This is a genomic window from Spongiimicrobium salis (assembly GCF_043678055.1).
GTDB lineage: Bacteria > Bacteroidota > Bacteroidia > Flavobacteriales > Flavobacteriaceae > Spongiimicrobium > Spongiimicrobium salis.
In genome coordinates this window covers 113,625-132,735 of the sequence record NZ_JBHEQA010000009.1, presented here as the reverse complement: position 1 = coordinate 132,735, position 19,111 = coordinate 113,625, and the positions used below count along the sequence as shown (strand labels likewise).

General features: G+C 37.2%; 7 protein-coding genes (1 of these 7 running past the window's edge). All 7 read right to left on the bottom strand.

The features are described 5' to 3' along the window. Nucleotides 1–644, bottom strand: a 644-nt coding sequence (locus tag ACEXOE_RS23525; protein ID WP_394751329.1) for a condensation domain-containing protein, incomplete at its 3' end; no start/stop codon positions are given. Nucleotide 645: 1 nt separating this feature from the next. Next, the gene (locus ACEXOE_RS23520; protein WP_394751328.1) at nt 646–7,767 is read right to left on the bottom strand and encodes an amino acid adenylation domain-containing protein; all 7,122 of its coding nucleotides are present in this window, start codon (nt 7,765–7,767) and stop codon (nt 646–648) included. A 131-nt stretch (nt 7,768–7,898) separates the two neighbouring features. Then, nucleotides 7,899–11,048 carry an amino acid adenylation domain-containing protein gene (locus tag ACEXOE_RS23515; protein WP_394751327.1) on the bottom strand — a complete coding sequence of 1,050 codons (3,150 nt, stop codon included), beginning with the start codon at nt 11,046–11,048 and terminating at the stop codon, nt 7,899–7,901. Between the two features lie 123 nt (nt 11,049–11,171). Next, complete coding sequence (gene asnB / locus ACEXOE_RS23510) at nt 11,172–13,031, bottom strand: asparagine synthase (glutamine-hydrolyzing) (RefSeq protein ID WP_394751326.1); 1,860 nt, start codon at nt 13,029–13,031, stop codon at nt 11,172–11,174. 147 nt (nt 13,032–13,178) lie between these two features. Further along, a complete protein-coding gene (locus tag ACEXOE_RS23505) occupies nt 13,179–14,780 on the bottom strand; it encodes an MBL fold metallo-hydrolase (protein WP_394751325.1) in 1,602 nt (533 codons plus the stop codon). 108 nt (nt 14,781–14,888) lie between these two features. Next, entirely contained in the window at nt 14,889–16,049 is a 1,161-nt protein-coding gene (locus tag ACEXOE_RS23500; RefSeq protein WP_394751324.1) for a glycosyltransferase family 9 protein, read from the bottom strand. A 53-nt stretch (nt 16,050–16,102) separates the two neighbouring features. After that, on the bottom strand, nt 16,103–19,111 hold the 3' end of the coding sequence (locus ACEXOE_RS23495) for an amino acid adenylation domain-containing protein (protein WP_394751323.1). It continues 6,114 nt past the right edge of the window; 3,009 of the gene's 9,123 nt are visible here — the last part of the coding sequence; the start codon falls outside the window, past its right edge; its stop codon occupies nt 16,103–16,105.

Sequence of the window (19,111 nt, the reverse complement as noted above, 5' to 3'; positions counted from 1 at the left end):
AGCTTCAGGAAGTCCCCCACAAGGATCCCCTGCGAGATCCCGTCCGTAACGATATGGTGGATGTCGAACATCAGCACGTGGTGCCCCTGCGAGACACGGACCAGTCCCGCGCGGAAGAGCGGCGCCGAGCCAAGGTCGAAGGGACGTACGAAGCCCCCAACGATCCCCTCCACATCATCAGCGGTGGCCGCATCGAAGCGCTCCAAAGAGAAGTCCGCCTCCGGGAGCACCTCCTGGAACGCCTCCCCGCCCCGATCGACGATACGCGTGCGAAGGCTCTCGTGGCGGGACGCCAGAAGCGACAGCGAAGACTCCAAAAGCCCCGCGTCAAGATCGCCCCGCAGATCATAGCAGTGCGGCATGTTGTAGCCCAGCGACATAGGGTCCAGCTCGTGGAGGAAGTACAACCGCTTCTGGGCCGAGGAGAGCGGATGGAGATCCCGATCCGGTGCCCGCGATATCCGGGGAAGGCCCGTTTTCACCTCTTGTTTCCTTAAAAATAAAAGAAGGGCTTCCTTATTCTTCTTGACTTCTTCCAGAATATCTTCAGCATCAAAATCATTGGGGATATGTAATTCCAATTGGTCTTCGACAAGCGTAATATCCACATTATGCTTTCTTAATTTATATACGAGCTCTTCCATACTATATTTTTATTGTTCTTTTAGAAGAAGTTTCCTTTTTTTCCTTGTTCCTTAACCAAGAACCAAGTTCAATTTGCGATACAATAAATTTTATTGTAGGCCTACTAAAAAAATCCTGAAGAGATAACTTTATTCCAAAAATCTTTTGAATTTTACCTATCAGATTCATTGCACTTAAGGAATGTCCTCCTATTTCAAAGAAACTTTGTGTTATTCCAATATGTGCTATATCCATTTCAAGTACATTGGACCATAGCAGTGCCAATTTTTTTTCAAGTTCACTTTCGGGTGGAACTAATTCTTGATTTTCTTCAAACTTGATTTTGGGGAGTTTTTCTTTATTAATTTTTCCACTGGTCGTCAATGGAAAACTATTCAAATAACAGAAATGCCCTGGAATCATATAATCTGGAAGATGTTGCGCTAAATGCGCTTGGAGCTCTTCTATTTCTATTGCTTTTTCAGCGGTATAGTAGCATAGCAGATACATTCCACTGGATCTCTTTTCTGGAAATACTACTGCTTGATGAACCTTGTCATAATTCAGCAATACATTTTCAATTTCACCCAATTCAATACGAAAGCCTCTCAACTGGACTTGATGATCGATTCGTCCTTTATACTCCATATCTCCCGAGTTCCTTACGCGAACCAAATCACCCGTTTTGTACAGTATTTCATTGGAATCATACGGATGCTCTATAAACCTTTCCTTCGTCAGCTCTTTTTTACCAAGATACCCTCTTCCTATTCCACTCCCCCCAACATACAACTCTCCGATAACTCCATTTGGCACCAGTTTTTTGTTCTTGTCCAAGACAATTCCAGAAATCGTTGGGAGTGTCTTTCCGATATTACTGATGTCATTCTCAATTTCATAGTTCCCGAGTTCTTTGCCACTTACAATGACAGTTGTTTCCGTAATACCATACAGGATTACTAACTTAACATTAGGATACCTCAATTTCCAATCCTTAAACAGGATCGGTTGTACTGCTTCTCCACCAACAAAGACATATTTCAATCTCAATTCGCAGTTCTCCGATTCATTTTCAAGCTGTACAAGATTTTGAAGAGCACTTGGCGTTTGATTCAATATTGTAACTTTCTCGCGGATCAGTACATCTATATATGCCCTGGTATCCATGGCCAAAGATTTAGGAATTACAATCAATTTCCCTCCATTCAATAGGGCGCCATACATTTCCCAGACACTAAAATCAAAACATGGACTATGGAACATTGTCCATACATCCCTTTCATCTAAATCAAATTGAAATTCATCATTAAAGAACAATCGAACAACGTTCCTATGCTCTATCATTGCCCCTTTAGGGTTTCCTGTAGTTCCTGATGTATATAAAACATAACAAAGATTGGAGGGGCTAATTTTTTCATTAGGCGTAAAGGCTGCAGAGGATTCTTCCAATGCAGCTTCGATGTGAAGGATCGCAATAGCGTAATTAGAGCATGAAATATCTTTACTAGACAACATAAATTTACTCTGACTATCTTTAATCATGTATTGTATCCTTTCTTCAGGATACTCCACATCTACGGGCAAGTATGCTCCTCCCGCTTTTAAAATTCCCATTATCCCGATTATGGTTTCAATAGAGCGATCCAAAAGCAACATAACTAGACTTTCCTTACGAACACCTTGTTCAAAAAGTAATCTGGCCACTTGATTTGATCTCTTGTCCAATTCCCCATAAGTAAGCACTTCATCACCGCATTTGACCGCTTCTTTATTCGGATTTTTAACAACCTGCTCCTGAAAAAGGGATACCACCGTTTTTTCCCTTGGGTAATTAACTTTCGAAAAATCAAGATGCCGCAATAATTCTTGTTCCTCACTTTTACTTACCATATCTATTTCAGATAAGGAAACATTAGGGTCATTGATTAGATTCTGAATCAAGATATTGTAATGTCTTAACAAAGCTTCTATGGTTTCGCTTTCGAAATAGGTTTCATTGAACCACACCTTAACGTCCAAGTCTTCTGAATTTTCACAAAAAACTATTTGAATATCATAATCCCCATATCTTAGATTGAAATCTGAAAGAATGATTTCTAGTTGACTTGACTTTAGCGTTTCAACAGTTTTATTTTCGTATTGAAAGAGAAGGTTAAATAATTCTTTTTGAGGGATTTCTTCTTCTATAGTATATTCTTCCACCAATGCATTTATTGGCATCATTCTATGATCAAGACTTTTCCCCCGTATACGTTCGAGTTCAACAAAATACTCATTGAACGTCATCTCTGGGTCAATAGTACTTCTCAGTGTCATGATATTTTCCCATGGACCTATACTATTCTGCATCTCATCAATAATTCTAGTATTCGTATTACAACCAAGAACTACTTCACTATGCCCTACATACTTATAGAGTAAAACTTTGAACGCGGCAAGCAATACCAATTCCGTCTTTGCATTATCCCTTCCGCTAAAGTTCCTAATACGATGTATTAGATTAGGCGACAATCTCGATGTGACAATGCCCTCCTTGTAGGCCAATGCTCTATCTTTAGTATGATCAGTGGGCATTTCCAATGCCTTCAAACCTTCCAGATTTCTTTTCCAATAGTTGAGTAAAATTGGGGCCAGCCTGTTTAGCGATTCTGATTCCCAATTGGCATAGTCCTGAAAAGACACTGTTTCTTTTTTGATATCCATACCTACATTTTCATCTAAAAGTTGTTGATACTTGAATAATACGGTCTGTATGATTTGAACCATTGACGGATAATCCAACAACAATCTATGGGCAATTACATATAATTTATGTTTGTTCTTAGATTGTTCTACAATGCGTATCCTTGTGAGGTTTTTATCCATATCAAACACCTCATTACTGATTTGGGCCAGTGCCTTTTCATCAAATTTTTGCACTTGCTCGAAATCCAAAACAAAGTCTTTCATACCCAAAATACGCTGAGACATGACTTTCCCTTCTTTGACTAGAACGGTTCTTAAAACGGAGTGCATGGCATAGGTTTCCTGTAAGCTTTCTTTGAAAATATCCAATTTGAATTCTCCCGTGATATCAAAAGTCATTGAAATATGCTCTCCCTTTGTCTTTTCGGCAGAAGTCATTTTCCAAATCTCCTGTTGTCTTGCAGATAATGCTACGGGTGCCTGTCTATAGGCCTTTGCAACCTTATTATCTGTTCTCAATTGGTTAAACACTTCTGTTTTCTCTCCCTCCCAAAATGTTTGATCCGTTTTGATACTACTTTCGGAATTCGCTATGATCTCGCCCAAGGAAGATAAAAAGATGGCATTGAATACTTCGTATGACTCCTTTGTCATAAAAGGGGAGGAGTACTCATGCATACACAATATTCTTTCTTCATTAATATTGAAGTTGGCATCAAAAAAAGTGTTCCCTCGTAAAAAGACGTCAAAGTCCAATCTATCCAATTCTTCCTTGATCGTTTCTTCGGTCTCCATTTCTTTCATTATATGCCAATTGATTACATTAAAAGCGGTATCAAATAGGGGATTTCCTTCATGGGTCACCGCACCAATAGCTTGATTGATTTCAAAAAGGGACAAGTGGTCATATTTTTTAATTTCAAGAAACTTCTTGTCAACGAGTGCAATCAATTCATTCCAAGTCAACACCTCTGGAAGTTGGATTCTAAAGGGAATGGTATTCAAAAAACAACCTAGCATTTTATCACCATCTTGTTTTAAAGGCCTTGAAAAAGTCACCACTCCAATGAGGATATCTCTTTGCCCCGAGAGTATTCTCATTGTATTGATATACGCAGAAAGAATTAAAGTTTTAACGGTTACATGCCGTTCCTTTTCAATAGTTTTAAGATTTTTTAGTAATTGTGCAGGATATACCTCACGCACGGATTCGAACCTTTTTTCCTTGATTCTTTTTGTATTCAACTTTAATTTTTTGAATCCTTGCAATTCTTTTTTCCAAAACGCTCTGGTAGCTTCATCTTTTTTATGAAAAAGTTCTTCTTTGATATAATCTTTATAACTGGATTTTAGCAATTTGGGTTTAAATGCGGGATCTTTAAGAAGGTTTATGTACGTATTGTTCAGTTCTGTGATGAAGGAAGCAATACTCCATCCATCCAACAAGGCATGATGGTATTCAAAAACAATTTCATGATGTCCTTCCTTTAATCGATATAAGATGATTCTCCAAATAGGCTTAGCACTCAGATCAAAATGTGCCTTTCTATTCTTCTCTAGGTTTTCTTGAATAATAACTTTTTGTTCGGCGGTTGGAATTCCAGTTAGGTCATTGAAGGTAATCTTAGTGGGTATTTCACGGTATACGACATGGGCAAACTCGTTCAAATTAAACCCAATCCGAAAAACCTCATGCTTTTTCACCAACAGATCCAAAGCACTTTGTAAAACATTTACATGCATTTCCTTGTAGGTAATAGGAATCATGATTTGTTCAAAATAAAGTGTGTCCTCTGGCCTGGAATTATGCAAGAAACACATTCCTTTCTCTATATCGCACATGGGATAAACTGCTTCTATAGTATCGTCTGGATATTGTTTCAAGTAATTCTCTTGAAATAGGGCCAATTCCCGTTCAACTTCCGTGAATTTGCTATCTTTTTCAACACGCTCTGTGCGCTCAATAAATGCAATCAACTGTGTGATGGTGTTGTTTTCGTACAAATCGATTACCGAAAAATCCAATTGCATTTCATTATGTATACGCCCTAAAAGCCGAACTGCCAGAATAGAATCTCCTCCTATTGCAAAAAAATTATCCTCTACTCCAATTTTTTTCTTATCCAAAATCTTCATCCAGTGATGGGCCATCTCAATTTCTGCTGGAGTCTTGGGCTCAACATATTTGGAAGTATTGGTTGGTTCCAATGACAAAAGTTTTTTCTTATCGAGTTTTCCATTGACCGTGAAAGGTGGTTTCTCTATTTCAATAAAATAGGAAGGCAACATGTAATCTGGAATCTTAGCCGTCAGGAACGATTTTAATTCATCCTCAAAAAAATCATTTTCTTTGATAAGAAAACCAACCAATTGCAATTGTCCATTTACTTCTTTCGGTAATACAATGGCATTTTTAATGCCCTGAAAACCATTGATCGCGTGTTCGATCTCTCGTAATTCTACCCTATTCCCCCTAATTTTTACTTGATCGTCCTTTCTTCCTAAAAATTCTATTTCCCCATTGGGCAGCCAAGCTGCAATATCCCCCGTTCTATATAGTTTTGATTTTGGATCCCATGGATTGGCAATGAATTTTTCTGTTGTAAGTTTTTGTTGATTCAAATATCCCAAGGCAAGGTTTTCTCCGCCAATGAGTAGTTCCCCAGGTAAACCAATTGGTTGAAGTTGTAATTTGGGGTTTACTATATACAATTGCGTATTATATATAGGTTTTCCAATGGGAATTTTTTTATATTTTTCTGTTCTCAATACTTCATGATAGGAAACATCCACAGTAGCTTCCGTTGGGCCATATAAATTGTGTAGCCGTCCCTTGGGGCAGTACTCCATAAACTTTCTTGCATCCTCTACCTTTAATTCTTCCCCACTTGCAAATAGGTGCCTCACTGATCGTAGTCTGTTTTTTTGAGCGCTTTGTACAAGATAATCTATAAGTACATTTAACATCGATGGCACAAAATGTAGTACACTAACGCCTTCGTTATCAATAATATCGCATAGTGCTTTGGGGTTTTTTTCATCGTTCGGTGCCGCTAAAATTAACTTGGCACCTACTATAGACCACCAGAAAAGCTCCCATATTGAAACATCGAACACTAAAGGTGTTTTTTGCAAAATACTATCTTGAGGGGTTAACTGGTACTCCTTTTGCATCCAATAAATTCTATTTACTACCGAACGATGGCGGATAAGGGTTCCTTTTGGTTTTCCTGTAGAGCCAGAAGTATAAATAATATAGGCTAGAGCGGTAGGAGTTGCCAAGCAGATATTGGAATTGTCATCTTCATTGATTTCTTCAAAATGACAATACTTGAAACCTTTAATAAAACTGTCCTCTCTTACAACGTCTGTAATTATAAGATGGGCTTTGCTATCTTTTAGGGTATATTCCAATCGTTCTCGGGGGTGATTCTTGGATAAAGGCAAATAAACGCAGCCTGCCTTTAGAATACCGTAAATCACTGGAATAAGGGAAGCCGAGCGATCCATTTGAACACCAATTACGGAAGAGGGCATTATTTTATTTGAAACCAGGTAATTGGCGATCTGGTTGGATTTTTCATCCAATTCTGTATAGGACATCACTTCCCCCTTATATTGGATCGCTATCTTATCCGGAGTACGTTCAACTTGTTCTTGGAATAAATGAATAAGGGTTTTTGTATGCGGAAAGGTTCTTTTGGTATTGTTGAACGTTCCCATTATACGTTTTTTCTCAACCTCTGAAATCAATTCCAAATGACGTATTTCTGTTTCCCTGTATTGAAAGAGTTTTTCCAGTATCGTAAAAAAAGATGCTATTGTCTTAACAATTTTAGCCTCGGTATACCCGTTGGATCTATATAAAAAATGAATCTTATCCATATGATCCAAATCAAAAGACAGGATAACTTCTGGATTTAGTGTTTTCATGTCGGATAACCCCTCATGTCCATTAAAGGAAATCCCAAGCTGTGGAAGTTCTTGAATATTTTTCAGGGATTGCCCTAAGATTTTTGTCAATGGGAAATCACTATATTCCATATCTTCCATGAAAAGCCTGCTCACACTTTCCATATACTGGGGAAATGTATTTTTGGAAATTGCAGGAAATTTAAAGGGAAGTACACCTTTGTTCTCACTATGTTGTAGTTGATAAAAGACATGAATTTCATCCTGGGAGGAATATTTCTGTAGAAAAATCCCAAAGCTTCCGAGTACTATCATCTGCTTGGCCTTTACCGATCTGGCTATATCATCCAGGGTTTCCAAGATTTTTTTTGGGATTTCACATGTGTACGTAACATAGGGGTCTTCAGTTGCTGAATGCGCGGAAAGGTCAGGGGTAATGTATGAATGGTATTCGAGTTGCCCCAAACGATTTTTCCAATAATTACGGGTAATTATATTTTGATTCGCATTTAATTCTTGCAAGTTTAAATTTGATTCTCTGGACATCTTTCCTAGATTTTTAATAGTGTTAACAGCATATTACAACATGAAGTCAATACATTCTTTTTACTTGAAAAAGCCATTGACTTCATATCAACTACATATGAAGCATATGTTCAATGATAAAATGAGATCTTTTAAAAATTGAATGATATGGTCTCTTGATCTCTTTGGACAGATTTGTCCGTATTGCTAAAGAAGAAATTTAGGTGTTTATCTGGATTCTCGCATACCACTTTCATCAAGGCTTTGTACCCGGAAACAAGATGTTCCGCATCCTTTTGTGTGAAATAGGCTTTAGCATACTCCATCCTAAAGTACATCGCCCCGTCAATCTCATCAGCAAATAGTGTCAAAGGATATTTAGACGTTTTATTTTCAAACTCAAAACTCGAGAATTTGGCATTATCTATACGTTCTTTTGCCTTGGCAAAATTTTGAAAAACGAACATTACTTTATGTAGTTCTGTCAAAGGCGTTTCCCTATTCTCATTTAATTCCTTTACAATATCCGCTAAATCATAAATTTGTTTCTCGTTAGCTTCAATGAGGTATTTTTGTACTTTTTTTACAAATGCTTTAAAAGTATCATTTATATCCATTTCATATCTAATGGGGAGTGTTTTGGCAAACATTCCAATGGTATTTTCTACTTCCTCTTGTATTCTGCCGGAAGTATTAATTCCAATGACTAAATCATTTTGACCTGTAATTTGTGCCAAGTACAGGTAAAAAATTGAAAAATGGCCCGAAAAAGTGGTAAGCTCTTCTTGTTCCAGGAATGTTGTCAGAGGTTTTAAAGTAGTTTTATCTATTTCAAAAAACAAGGTATTTCCCGCATCCGATATTGTATCTTTCTCCATGCCCGATATTGGCAGGTCCAATTCGGGGACCCCTCCTTCAAATGCTTTTAGCCAGAATTCCCTATGCGCAATGTAATCAGCTGTTTTTCTGAAACTATATTCCCATTCCGCATAATCCTTATAGTGTATCTCTAACGGTGATAAATTTTCCTCCTTATACAGTCTTAGAAAATCATTATAGAGATTTGTTTGGGAAATGCCATCGCAAATGATATGATGAGTATCTATAATTAAAATATGTTGCTCGGAGACAGTCTGAATTATACCACAGCGCATAAGGGGGGCCTTCTCCAGATCAAAAGGTCTAATAAACTTTGTAATTACTTCTTCTATTTCAGTATCTTCAATATCATGGAAATGCTCCACCTCAAATGCAGTTTCCTTAGCGATACATTGTATGTAGGCCGCTTCTTTAAACTCAAATCTTGTCCTCAAGCTTTCATGCCTTTCAATAAGTAAATTTACCGCCCTCTGTAGTTTTTGAATAGAAAAATCCCCTTGTACTTTCCAGGCCATAGGTAAATTATAGGCGATACTGTTTTTGTTCAGCACATAGTTATAATACATTCGCTCCTGAGCAGAAGACAATGGGTAGTATTCCTTTTCTTCGGCTTTGGAAATACGATATAGGTCATTTTTATTGGCAGTCTTTAACAGCTTGGATAGCTTTTCAACGGTCAAATTATTGAATAGTTCATTTAAGGACACGCGAATACCGTATTCTTTATAAATTCTTCCGATCAGTCGCATTATATCCAAGGAATTTCCGCCAAGGCTTTGAAAACTATCCTGCGTTGAAACTTGCTTATCTCCTAAAATATCTTTCCATATCGAAACTACTTTTTCTTCTACGGGGTTTTTGGGCGCCACGTAATGGCTTGTAGATTCCAGAGAGTTTAAGAGTTCTTTTGTATTCAGTTTTCCATTGGCCAGTAGTGGGAATTCATCCATCAGCTTTACAATAGCTGGTATCATATACTTAGGAAGCAGGTTTTTAAGGTGCTCTTCTATCTCTTTTTCAATTTTGGATTGTTGGCTGTTCTTATCGTGGAGTGTAACGAATGCACAGATGATCATTTTTCCCGGAATATCAGGGTTGCCCTTCTCTTCCTTATTTAGAACAAGTACACTTTTTACAGCTTCCAACATTAGAATGCACTTTTCAATTTCTTCCAATTCTACTCGGATACCGTTGATTTTCAATTGCTTGTCCTTTCTTCCCAAGAGTTCAACGATTCCGCCTGCGAGCATCCTTGCGGTATCTCCCGTCTTAAAAGCTCTTTTGCCCTTATCTGTCCCTGATTGCAACAACACAAACTTCTCTTTGTTCAATGCTTCGTTGTTAAGATACCCTTTGGTCATATACTCAGAAATGATATATAGTTCTCCTGGCATCAGCATTCCCAATTCTTTTTCTTTTGAATCGTATATTTTCAATGCTGTATCATCTATGGGCTTACCGATAGGAATCCTATTTTTATGAACATCTTCAGGTCTTATTTCATAATATGATCGTATCATCGTGGTTTCTGTTGTCCCATAGAGATTTACCAATTGAATTTGATTTTCAAAGATGGAAAACCATCCTTTAAGCTCGCTTGGTATAATTTTTTCCCCGGACAAAAGAACATGCTTGAGGCTTCCAAAGTGGTTGGGAGTCAAATAGGGTTGATTAAAAATCCGGAATACGCTAGGCACACAATGAATTAGATTGACGCCTGAGTCTTCTAACCACGGAATTAAGCTTTCCGGGCTAAAAAAATCTTCTGTTTCCTTGGGGATACATAGTGTTCCTCCTGCTAAAATAGGTACAAATAGGTCTCTTAAAAACGCATCGAAATACGGACTGATCAATTGACTGACCCTTATTCCTTTTCCTAATTTAAAGGTACGTATCTCCCATTTTAAAAACTGGAGCAGACTTGCATTTCGGCCAACGATTCCCTTTGGTTGTCCTGTTGATCCAGAAGTAAAATACACATATAAACTATCATTGGCATTATAGTCTGGATATTGCAACTCTTCATTGCACATACTGTTCAGTATCTCTTCAATGAAATGTATTTCAATATTCTCATTGTTCTCCAAAAACCGATCAGCCAAATTTTTAGAAGTAATCACATGTTCTAAGGATGAATTTTTACATATTTTCTTTAGTCGTTCCTTAGGTAAATCCGGATCCAAAGGAATGAATACGCACCTAGCGTTTACGATACCCAACACACTATAAATAAAATGGATCTTATGGGGCAAAAATATTCCTATCCTTGTTTCTTTTGGCAATGCCAAACACTGGACAAAATGCACTATTTTATTAGATTCCCTTAAAACTTGTGAATATGGAATTTGAATATTATCATGCGTTAATGCGATATCATCTTTCCCTGATTCAAGGGCTTTAATAAGTTCATTTTGAAAAATCATAAGTTTCATTTTTAATTGGTAGTATTCTCGTTAAATCCAATGGCAGTACCGCCCAAATTTCTCAGGTTGCCATCAAATAATAAATTTGCCTTAAGTGAAGTATGCTATTGGTACTTTGTTCTTTTAGAAAAATTCGTCCGTCAACATACCAAATGTGATTACAGTAATAAGAAGATCATTTTCAAAGGGGGCATTAATTGTGAAGCCTTCCTTGCTATATTCCTTTTTCAATTTTTCTATCGTATCCGGATTAAAGTACCCTTCTTTTTTAACTCTATCATAAGATAAAATATCATTCACGCACTCCACGTTCTTCTGCAATAAATAAGGACTTCCCGGAGCGATAAAGTGAAATTTCTCCCTATCGGTCACTGATTTGGGAACAAACTTGCTTCCCAGTTGTTTTAGAATGTACTTTTCCGTAAAATCCTTCAATTTAAGCTCTGAAGGAATGTTAGTAGAGTATTCTACTAAATTTTTATCCAGAAAAGGATATCTCACTTCTACGGAATTGGCCATGGCCATTCTGTCTCCATGATCAGACACCAAATGATCTACAAGACGTATTTTATAATCAATATAGGCGCGTTTATTCAGTATACTCCTATCCTTGATCCGTTCTTTGTTGATCAAGGGGTGATTTAAACAATTGATTTCATCAAATATCGTATTGATCTCTCTTGAATATAAGCCTTGTTTTACTTTATTATAATCATTGAAGTTTCGTTCATAGTAAAAATTTTCATCTCCCCATAGCTTATTTCGTATGCTTCTTTCTTCCTGGTCGGCAGCATTCTGTATCAAATCTAATTGACGCATCTTATCAAATCGATACCCTACATAACCAGCAAAGAACTCATCGGCACCCTCTCCGGATAGAATCACTTTAATGTCATTCTTACGTACATTTTCGGAAAGTGATAAAGAAGCCGTATTGTATGTTTCTTTTATGGGACACTCGCTGTGATATACTGATTTTTGCAATCGGGTTCCTATATCATCAAAAGAGAATAATTTTTGATTTAGACGTGAGTTGCTTTCTTCTGCAATAAGTTTTTGGTAATTGGACTCTGAATGGAGAGAATCAATAAAATCAATAGAGAATGCTTTTTTTTGAATATCTGGAACCAACTTATTGACTTTCATTGCAATCATAGAGGAGTCCAATCCTCCACTCAAATATAATCCCGAAGGCACCTCGGCCCGCAAACGTAAATTAATGGAAGCTTCAAAAAGTTCTTCCAGTTCCTCAATATAGACTTCTTCCGCCTTTCCATTTAAACGAACTTCGCCTTGGGGGTAAATTAAATCCCAATATTCCTTTTTCGCTATCTTTCCTTGAGCATCTACCGTAATAAAATGCCCATTCTCAAGACTATGAATGCCTTTGAACATGGTTCTTGGACTTATAAGGCCTGCAAAGGTAAATACTTGGTCCAGTCCTATTAAATCTATTTCTTTTGGTGCCAATGGATGTTCCAAGATTGCCTTGATTTCAGAACCAAAAATAAATGTTCCTTCCACCAAAGTGTAGAAGAAAGGTATGATTCCCATTTGATCTCTAGCACAAAAAAACCGTTGCTTTTTTTTATCGAACAGGGCAAATGCAAACTGTCCATTGAGCATATTTAAAAAATCCACACCATACTCTTCATATAAGTGCAGAATTACTTCAACATCAGAGTCTGTTCTAAAAGTATGTCCTTTTTTTCGGAGAGCTTCCCTCAATTCTATATAATTGAAAACTTCACCATTGCATATGAGCACTAGGGAACGATCTTCATTATACAGTGGTTGCATTCCATTACCCAGTCCAATAATACTGAGTCTCGTAAAGCCTAACGCTATATTTTCAAAGCATAACACATCCTGAGCATCAGGTCCTCGGTGAAGCAGTTTGCCGTTCATCGCTTTAATGATTCCATAATTGTTATCCAACGAGGATCGTTTTCCAAAACTCATAAAGCCACAGATACCACACATATTTTCAATTTAAAGGATTATCGATTTGTTTTTATGTTGAAAACCTATTGTCTACACCACATTTCGTGTTGCTTTCTTTATCTCTTGAAATTTTCCCTGGAGCTCCTCAAAAAGGAAGTCTTCCAAATGAAAATCCCATTCGTAACTTTAGACTAAGGTTGAACTGAATTCATAGGGGTATAAAATCTCTTTTTCTCCAAAAAGCCTTTCCCCAATGATATTTTCCTGAGCACAGTATTCAATAAGTTTATCGGATTGTACAATGGGATGAGACTCTGGCGTATATTTAATACTACTTATAAATTCGAGCCATGGCTCCTGTCCCATTGCGTATACATAGACTTCTTTTGGATTAAAGATATCCACCAAGGATTTTCCTTTTTCATAATCACAGCCGGATAGCCTTCTAGAATTATCGTTTTCCCGAGAAATCTTTTGGTTTAGTAAAGGACCATATAGCCAAGTGAGTGGAGCCCCGTCGCATTCCATTCCAAGAAATAGCACGTCTACATTACCCAGAACCTTATGGACATTTCTATATACAAAAGCATCCAATACCCTAGAATCTGCGACGAAAAGAAAAGTGAAGGTCCCTATGGCAATATGAAAACACGATTTGGATTGAATGTTCAAATCACTGTGTTCTCCCATAAAAGGCACACCTGTAATAGTTAGGTTTTTAAACTTTATCGTTTCCATCTCTCCTATTTCAACGACCTTTTCAAAGCCTATCTTATTGAACATAATTTTAAGGTTTGGATCTTGAAGTGCTCCACTGGTACTAGGAGGGACAATTATATTTTTAATTTTATGACGTAAGGGGAGTAGGGTTTCAAAAAGAATATGATCTTGATGATTATGCGTAATCAAAACATAGTCGATTACATCGGGAAGATGACAATCAGAGAAGTGCTCAACGCTAGATTCATATCCATAATAACTGATGACTGGATCTATTAAAATACTCACTTCATTGGTTTCAATTAGAATACAAGCATGCCCAAAATAGCGCATTCTTGCCTTGCTGCCCCGATACTTCTGATATTCCGGGGGAGCTGTTTCCGTAAAAAAAGCCTGAAACAATTCCATATCCTTTTCCGCCACATTCAATTGTCTTGAAATATCCTCAATGGAGTTAGCGCTTCTTTTCATTTTACTCAATTCATCTATTGCGTTACTACTAAAAGGTATCTGAAGTTTTAAAACTTTATCATCCTCCAATCTAGGCGTGCTCAGACAAAAAGGGCGTTCATCATTTTCGGTAATCCATAGCGCAATACTTTGATTGGAATCATCATAAAATTCTTCATAAATAAGGGACTCGTAAAATCTAAATGAAGGATTGTCATTTAAATCATATACCAATTCCACATAACCTTTGAGGAGTTCTGGAATCTCTTGGTACAATTTTTCCAGAGAATACCCTTTCCCGCTTTCTTTTAATAAATTATCCAAAGCATTGATCTGATCAGATAGCGCTATAGCTTTGGCCCTATTCTGTAATGTGTGCTGTAACAATGCTTTTATGTCATCTAAGCGATCTACTTTATAGTCAATGAAAGGTCCTCCCAGCATTTTGGGATTTTTGATCGCAGCCTCATGAATCTTGGGCGACTTAATGAACGAGTTCATAATCTTATTATGTCTTCCGGTAATATTCATGGCTTCTGTTGTAGGCGATATAAGATGGGGCCAAGCATACCAATCACTGACCAAAGGTTCAATTACTACGTTAGGTTTTAAGTACATCACTATAATTTTATATTATCTGATTTCGTTTATTTCCTTATTCAATTCTCTGTGGGAATAGGTTTCTTAGAATTATATTGTGCCCTACTAAATCGGTCGCTTTGGATTTCAGTACATCACTTTATCTGAAAACTCCATTTCGATGACGTTTTGAACGGCCTGCCATACTTCTTCGATCTCTATTTCGGTAAGACAACTATATTGTTGGTTTTTGGGTAGTTTGCAATTGAAGGTATTACAGGGAGCACAATCCATTTTTTTGCGGATAACTATATTATTAGGATCATACCCTTGGGGGCCAACCAAATCTTCTCGAGAAGGTCCGAAAATAGAAATTACCCTAGTGTTTACAGCTGTTGCCATGTGCATTGGACCAGAATCATTGCCTAAAAAGAGATGACATTCCGATAATATATTCGCAAAACCGTTCAAATCTATGCCACAATGGTTATAGACTCTAGAAACGTCCGATTGCCGGTCATACAATTGGATTCTTAGCTTTTCGTTTTCATCAAATTCATTTTCTCCACCCAACAAAAAAATATTTCCTTCATAGTTTTTCAAAAAAAGTTGGCATAGCTCCAAATATTTTTCAAAAGGCCATTTTCGCTGCCAATACGACGCTCCCCCTATATGAATACCGAGATTAACACCATCTTGAAGAATCAGTTCTCCAATGTATTCTTTTTTGAATGGAAAAAAGGGCATAAAATCTTCATTCTTTCCCTGCACACCCAAAGATTCGAGCACACAGGGAGCCATAGCGGTATAATGAATTCCATATTTTTGAATATTATAGCTATGTGTGGTAAAATACGACCACCCCATAGATTTAAATTCATTCAAACCACAAAAAATAGGCACTCCGGCTAAATAAAAATAAACCTCTTTAATGGCAGGATCATCCAGAATAATCGTTGCTTGTATTCCACTTCTTTTTAACTTGAAAATAAATTTGATCCTATTCCAAATACCTTTTGGCAAAATATGGTATTCACTAACAAAAGAATGGGACTCCAATAGTGTTTGATGCTTTTCATAAAACCATTTTGGCATCGCATAGCATAAGTCGTAATGCTTCTGGATTTTCTGAATTGCATGGTTTTTCATTATCATATCCCCCAGCCTATTCCCTGCTCCCGGAACTATGCATACTTTTCCCTTTTCCAATGTTTTTATTTTTCCATAATCTGGATTAAAGAGTTTTCTACACCATTTATTTTTCAAAAAGGCGTACAGGATTTCCAAAAAGATTCTTTTTTGTTTCATAATTTCTGTCGTAAGTTCTTATTTTTTGGCAGTCCCTTTTGGAAGCGTGGTTTTTAAAGACTGGTAGCTACTTCTAGCCCATTGATTCCGATCTTATTATTTTTTAATACCGAAGTAAGTATTTCATCAAAGTATTGCACAAAAACCTTAATGGTATCACTGTCATACAATACTTCACTATAAATAAATTGTAGTACTATCGTATTCTCAATTTCCACAGCTTCAATCTTAAATTCGTATTGCGTAGTCGTATTGTCATTTCCATGTACCGGTTCAAAAATTAATCCTTCCATAGCATTTTCTTCGCTAAAAAAATTGGAAAAAGCAAAATGAACATCGATAAATGAAGTTGAATTTTCACTGTTGTTGGCAAGGGCCAGCATATCATCGATTTGGAAATTCTGATGCTCAAACCCTTTTAATACTTTTTGTTTTACCTGAAGAAGAAAATCCGTAAAACTTTGTTTTGGTCCTATACGCAATCTCAAGGGCAGAACATTGATAAATGTACCCACAATATGCTGTAAGTTAGGATGTGTCCTACCCATGACATCCGTTCCGATAATAATGTCCGATTTTCCAGTTATCTTGGAAATCATCAAAGCGTATATCGCTGTGAAGAACATAAACTCTGAAACTTGAAATTCCCGAATATAGTTCTTGAATTGCAGGAAACGCTCGTCATGTATCTTTAAGAGTTCTATGTTTGCTTTTGAAAAATCCAATCCATTCTTTTCTTGTAACCTTGGAAGTTCCATGGGTAGAATTTCCTCTGCCAACTCTGCCTTCCAATACTCTTTGGCTTCACTTAAATGTTCTTTTTTATCTCTTTGCCAAGATGCAAAATCTACATAGCGTAAAGAAAGCTGCTCTATATCTTTCCCTTGATAGATACGATTAAAATCATTCATAAGAATATTTAAAGAGATTCCGTCACAAACAATATGATGAACATCTACCAAAAACAACCAAGTTCCTGTAATGCGGGTCAATCCAAACCGTATAAGGGAAGCCTCGGCCAAATCAAAAGGCTTGATAAAATTCTTAAGAACTCCATCGATGTTTTCTGCTAGCGCATCCTCAAAGTACCTAAAATTGGAATGGCTGAAAGGGTGGATTTTTTGAACAACTCCTAAATCATTGAAATGAAAGCTCGTTCGCAAACTTTCATGCCTTTGTACCAAAAGATCTAAGGTCAGTGCAAGCCGATCCAAATCAAGATTTCCTTCTATTTTATAAGCTCCAAAAATATTATAAGCCAAACTATGCGGATTGGCAAAGTTCTCAAAAAACATCCTTTCTTGGGCAGAGGAAACTACAAATTGCACTGCTTCGGGTACTCTGGGAATTTCTTCCAGCAACGGGCTTTCTGTTTTTAAAATATACGCCCCAAGGGCATGAATTGTGGGATGTTCAAAAACATCCTTTAAACTTATTTTTACCGAAAAAATGCGACTTATTTTGTGCAGCATATCCACTGCCTTTATAGAATGACCTCCCAAGGCAAAGAAATCATCATGGATTCCTATTTTCTTCGCGTCTATTTTTAGAACAGCTCCCCATATTTCCGCTAATTTACTTTCAATTTCATTTTCAGGAGCAATAAAATCTTTTGCATTGCCCTCTGGATCGGGCATTTGATTCTTATCTAATTTTCCATTTGAAGTTAAAGGAAAAGTCTCGAGTTTAACATAATTCATTGGAATCATGTACAACGGAAGGGATTGTTTCAAAAATGCAATGAGCTCCTCAGATGCTATAATCTTATCTGCTTTGTAATATCCTACTAGGTATGGCTCATCATTTCGCATTTTAACAATAACCTCTCCCTGTTCAATACCAGGACAAGTCCTTAAACGGTGAGCGATTTCCCCAAGTTCTATTCGATATCCCCTTATTTTCACTTGATCATCCATTCTACCCAAATACATAAGCCCTTTGTCGGAAGTCCATTGGACCATATCTCCCGTTTTATAGAGTTTATTGTTGTCTTGATCATCAAAAATATTATCCACAAATTTCTCTTCTGTCAATTCAAGACGATTCAAATATCCGCGTGAAACTTGGATACCACCGATCCACAACTCTCCAGGAACCCCTTCTAGCTGCAAATTATTCCATTTATCCACTACATATAGCGGTGTATTGGGCACAGGATAACCTATAGGCACCATCTTGTTCACATCAATTTTAGAGAGGTCTATTGCAGTAACATCTATTGCAGCTTCGGTTGGTCCATAGAAATTATGTAAACATACCTTATCCATGTTGGACTTAAATACATTCACCAAATTCAGTGGCAAGGCTTCACCGCTGCAGATGACATGCGCCAACTCAAAAGTATTCTCGTTTTTCTTGGTTTTTTCCAAGAACAATTGCAGCATAGAGGGAACAAAATGAATAAGATTTATTTTGTATTCCTCAATTAACTTCCACAAATATTCAGGGTCTTTATGGCCTTCTGGTTTGGCGATAACCAATTTTGAACCGGATATTAAAGGAAGGAAAAATTCCCAAACGGAGACATCAAAACAAAACGTGGTTTTTTGGAGTGTGGTGAGCTTCCGATCTGTTCCTAAATACTTCCGCATCCAGAGTAATCGGTTATAAATACTACGATGCTCATTCATTACCCCTTTGGGCGTCCCTGTGGTACCCGAAGTATAAATTACATAGGCCAAGTTCCTATAGAGATCTTCTCTAGTTGGATTATGTTTCTGATACTCTTCATAGGTTGTGACATCATCCAACAAGATGGTTTTTATTGTTGAAAGTGCTCCCAACGTCTTTTTTGAAGATGTTGTCATTAAGATAAAATTAGCTTCTACATCGTTGAGGATATAGTCAATTCTAGCTGTAGGATAATCCAAATCTATAGGGACGTATGCGCCACCTGCTTTTAAAATTCCTAAAAGTCCAATGACCATTTCTAAAGAACGTTCAACGCATATCGGCACCATACTATCTGGCCCTACCCCCTCATTTTTAAGGCGATGAGCTAATTGATTGGCTCTTATGTTCAATTCACCATAGGTCATTCTAGCGCCTTCAAATAGGAGCGC

Coding starts and splice junctions, on each gene's coding strand:
- ACEXOE_RS23500 (WP_394751324.1), bottom strand. CDS start 16,049: ATGAAACAAAAAAGAATCTTTTTGGAAATCCTGTACGCCTTTTTGAAA.
- ACEXOE_RS23520 (WP_394751328.1), bottom strand. CDS start 7,767: ATGTCCAGAGAATCAAATTTAAACTTGCAAGAATTAAATGCGAATCAA.
- ACEXOE_RS23505 (WP_394751325.1), bottom strand. CDS start 14,780: ATGTACTTAAAACCTAACGTAGTAATTGAACCTTTGGTCAGTGATTGG.
- asnB (WP_394751326.1), bottom strand. CDS start 13,031: ATGTGTGGTATCTGTGGCTTTATGAGTTTTGGAAAACGATCCTCGTTG.
- ACEXOE_RS23515 (WP_394751327.1), bottom strand. CDS start 11,048: ATGATTTTTCAAAATGAACTTATTAAAGCCCTTGAATCAGGGAAAGAT.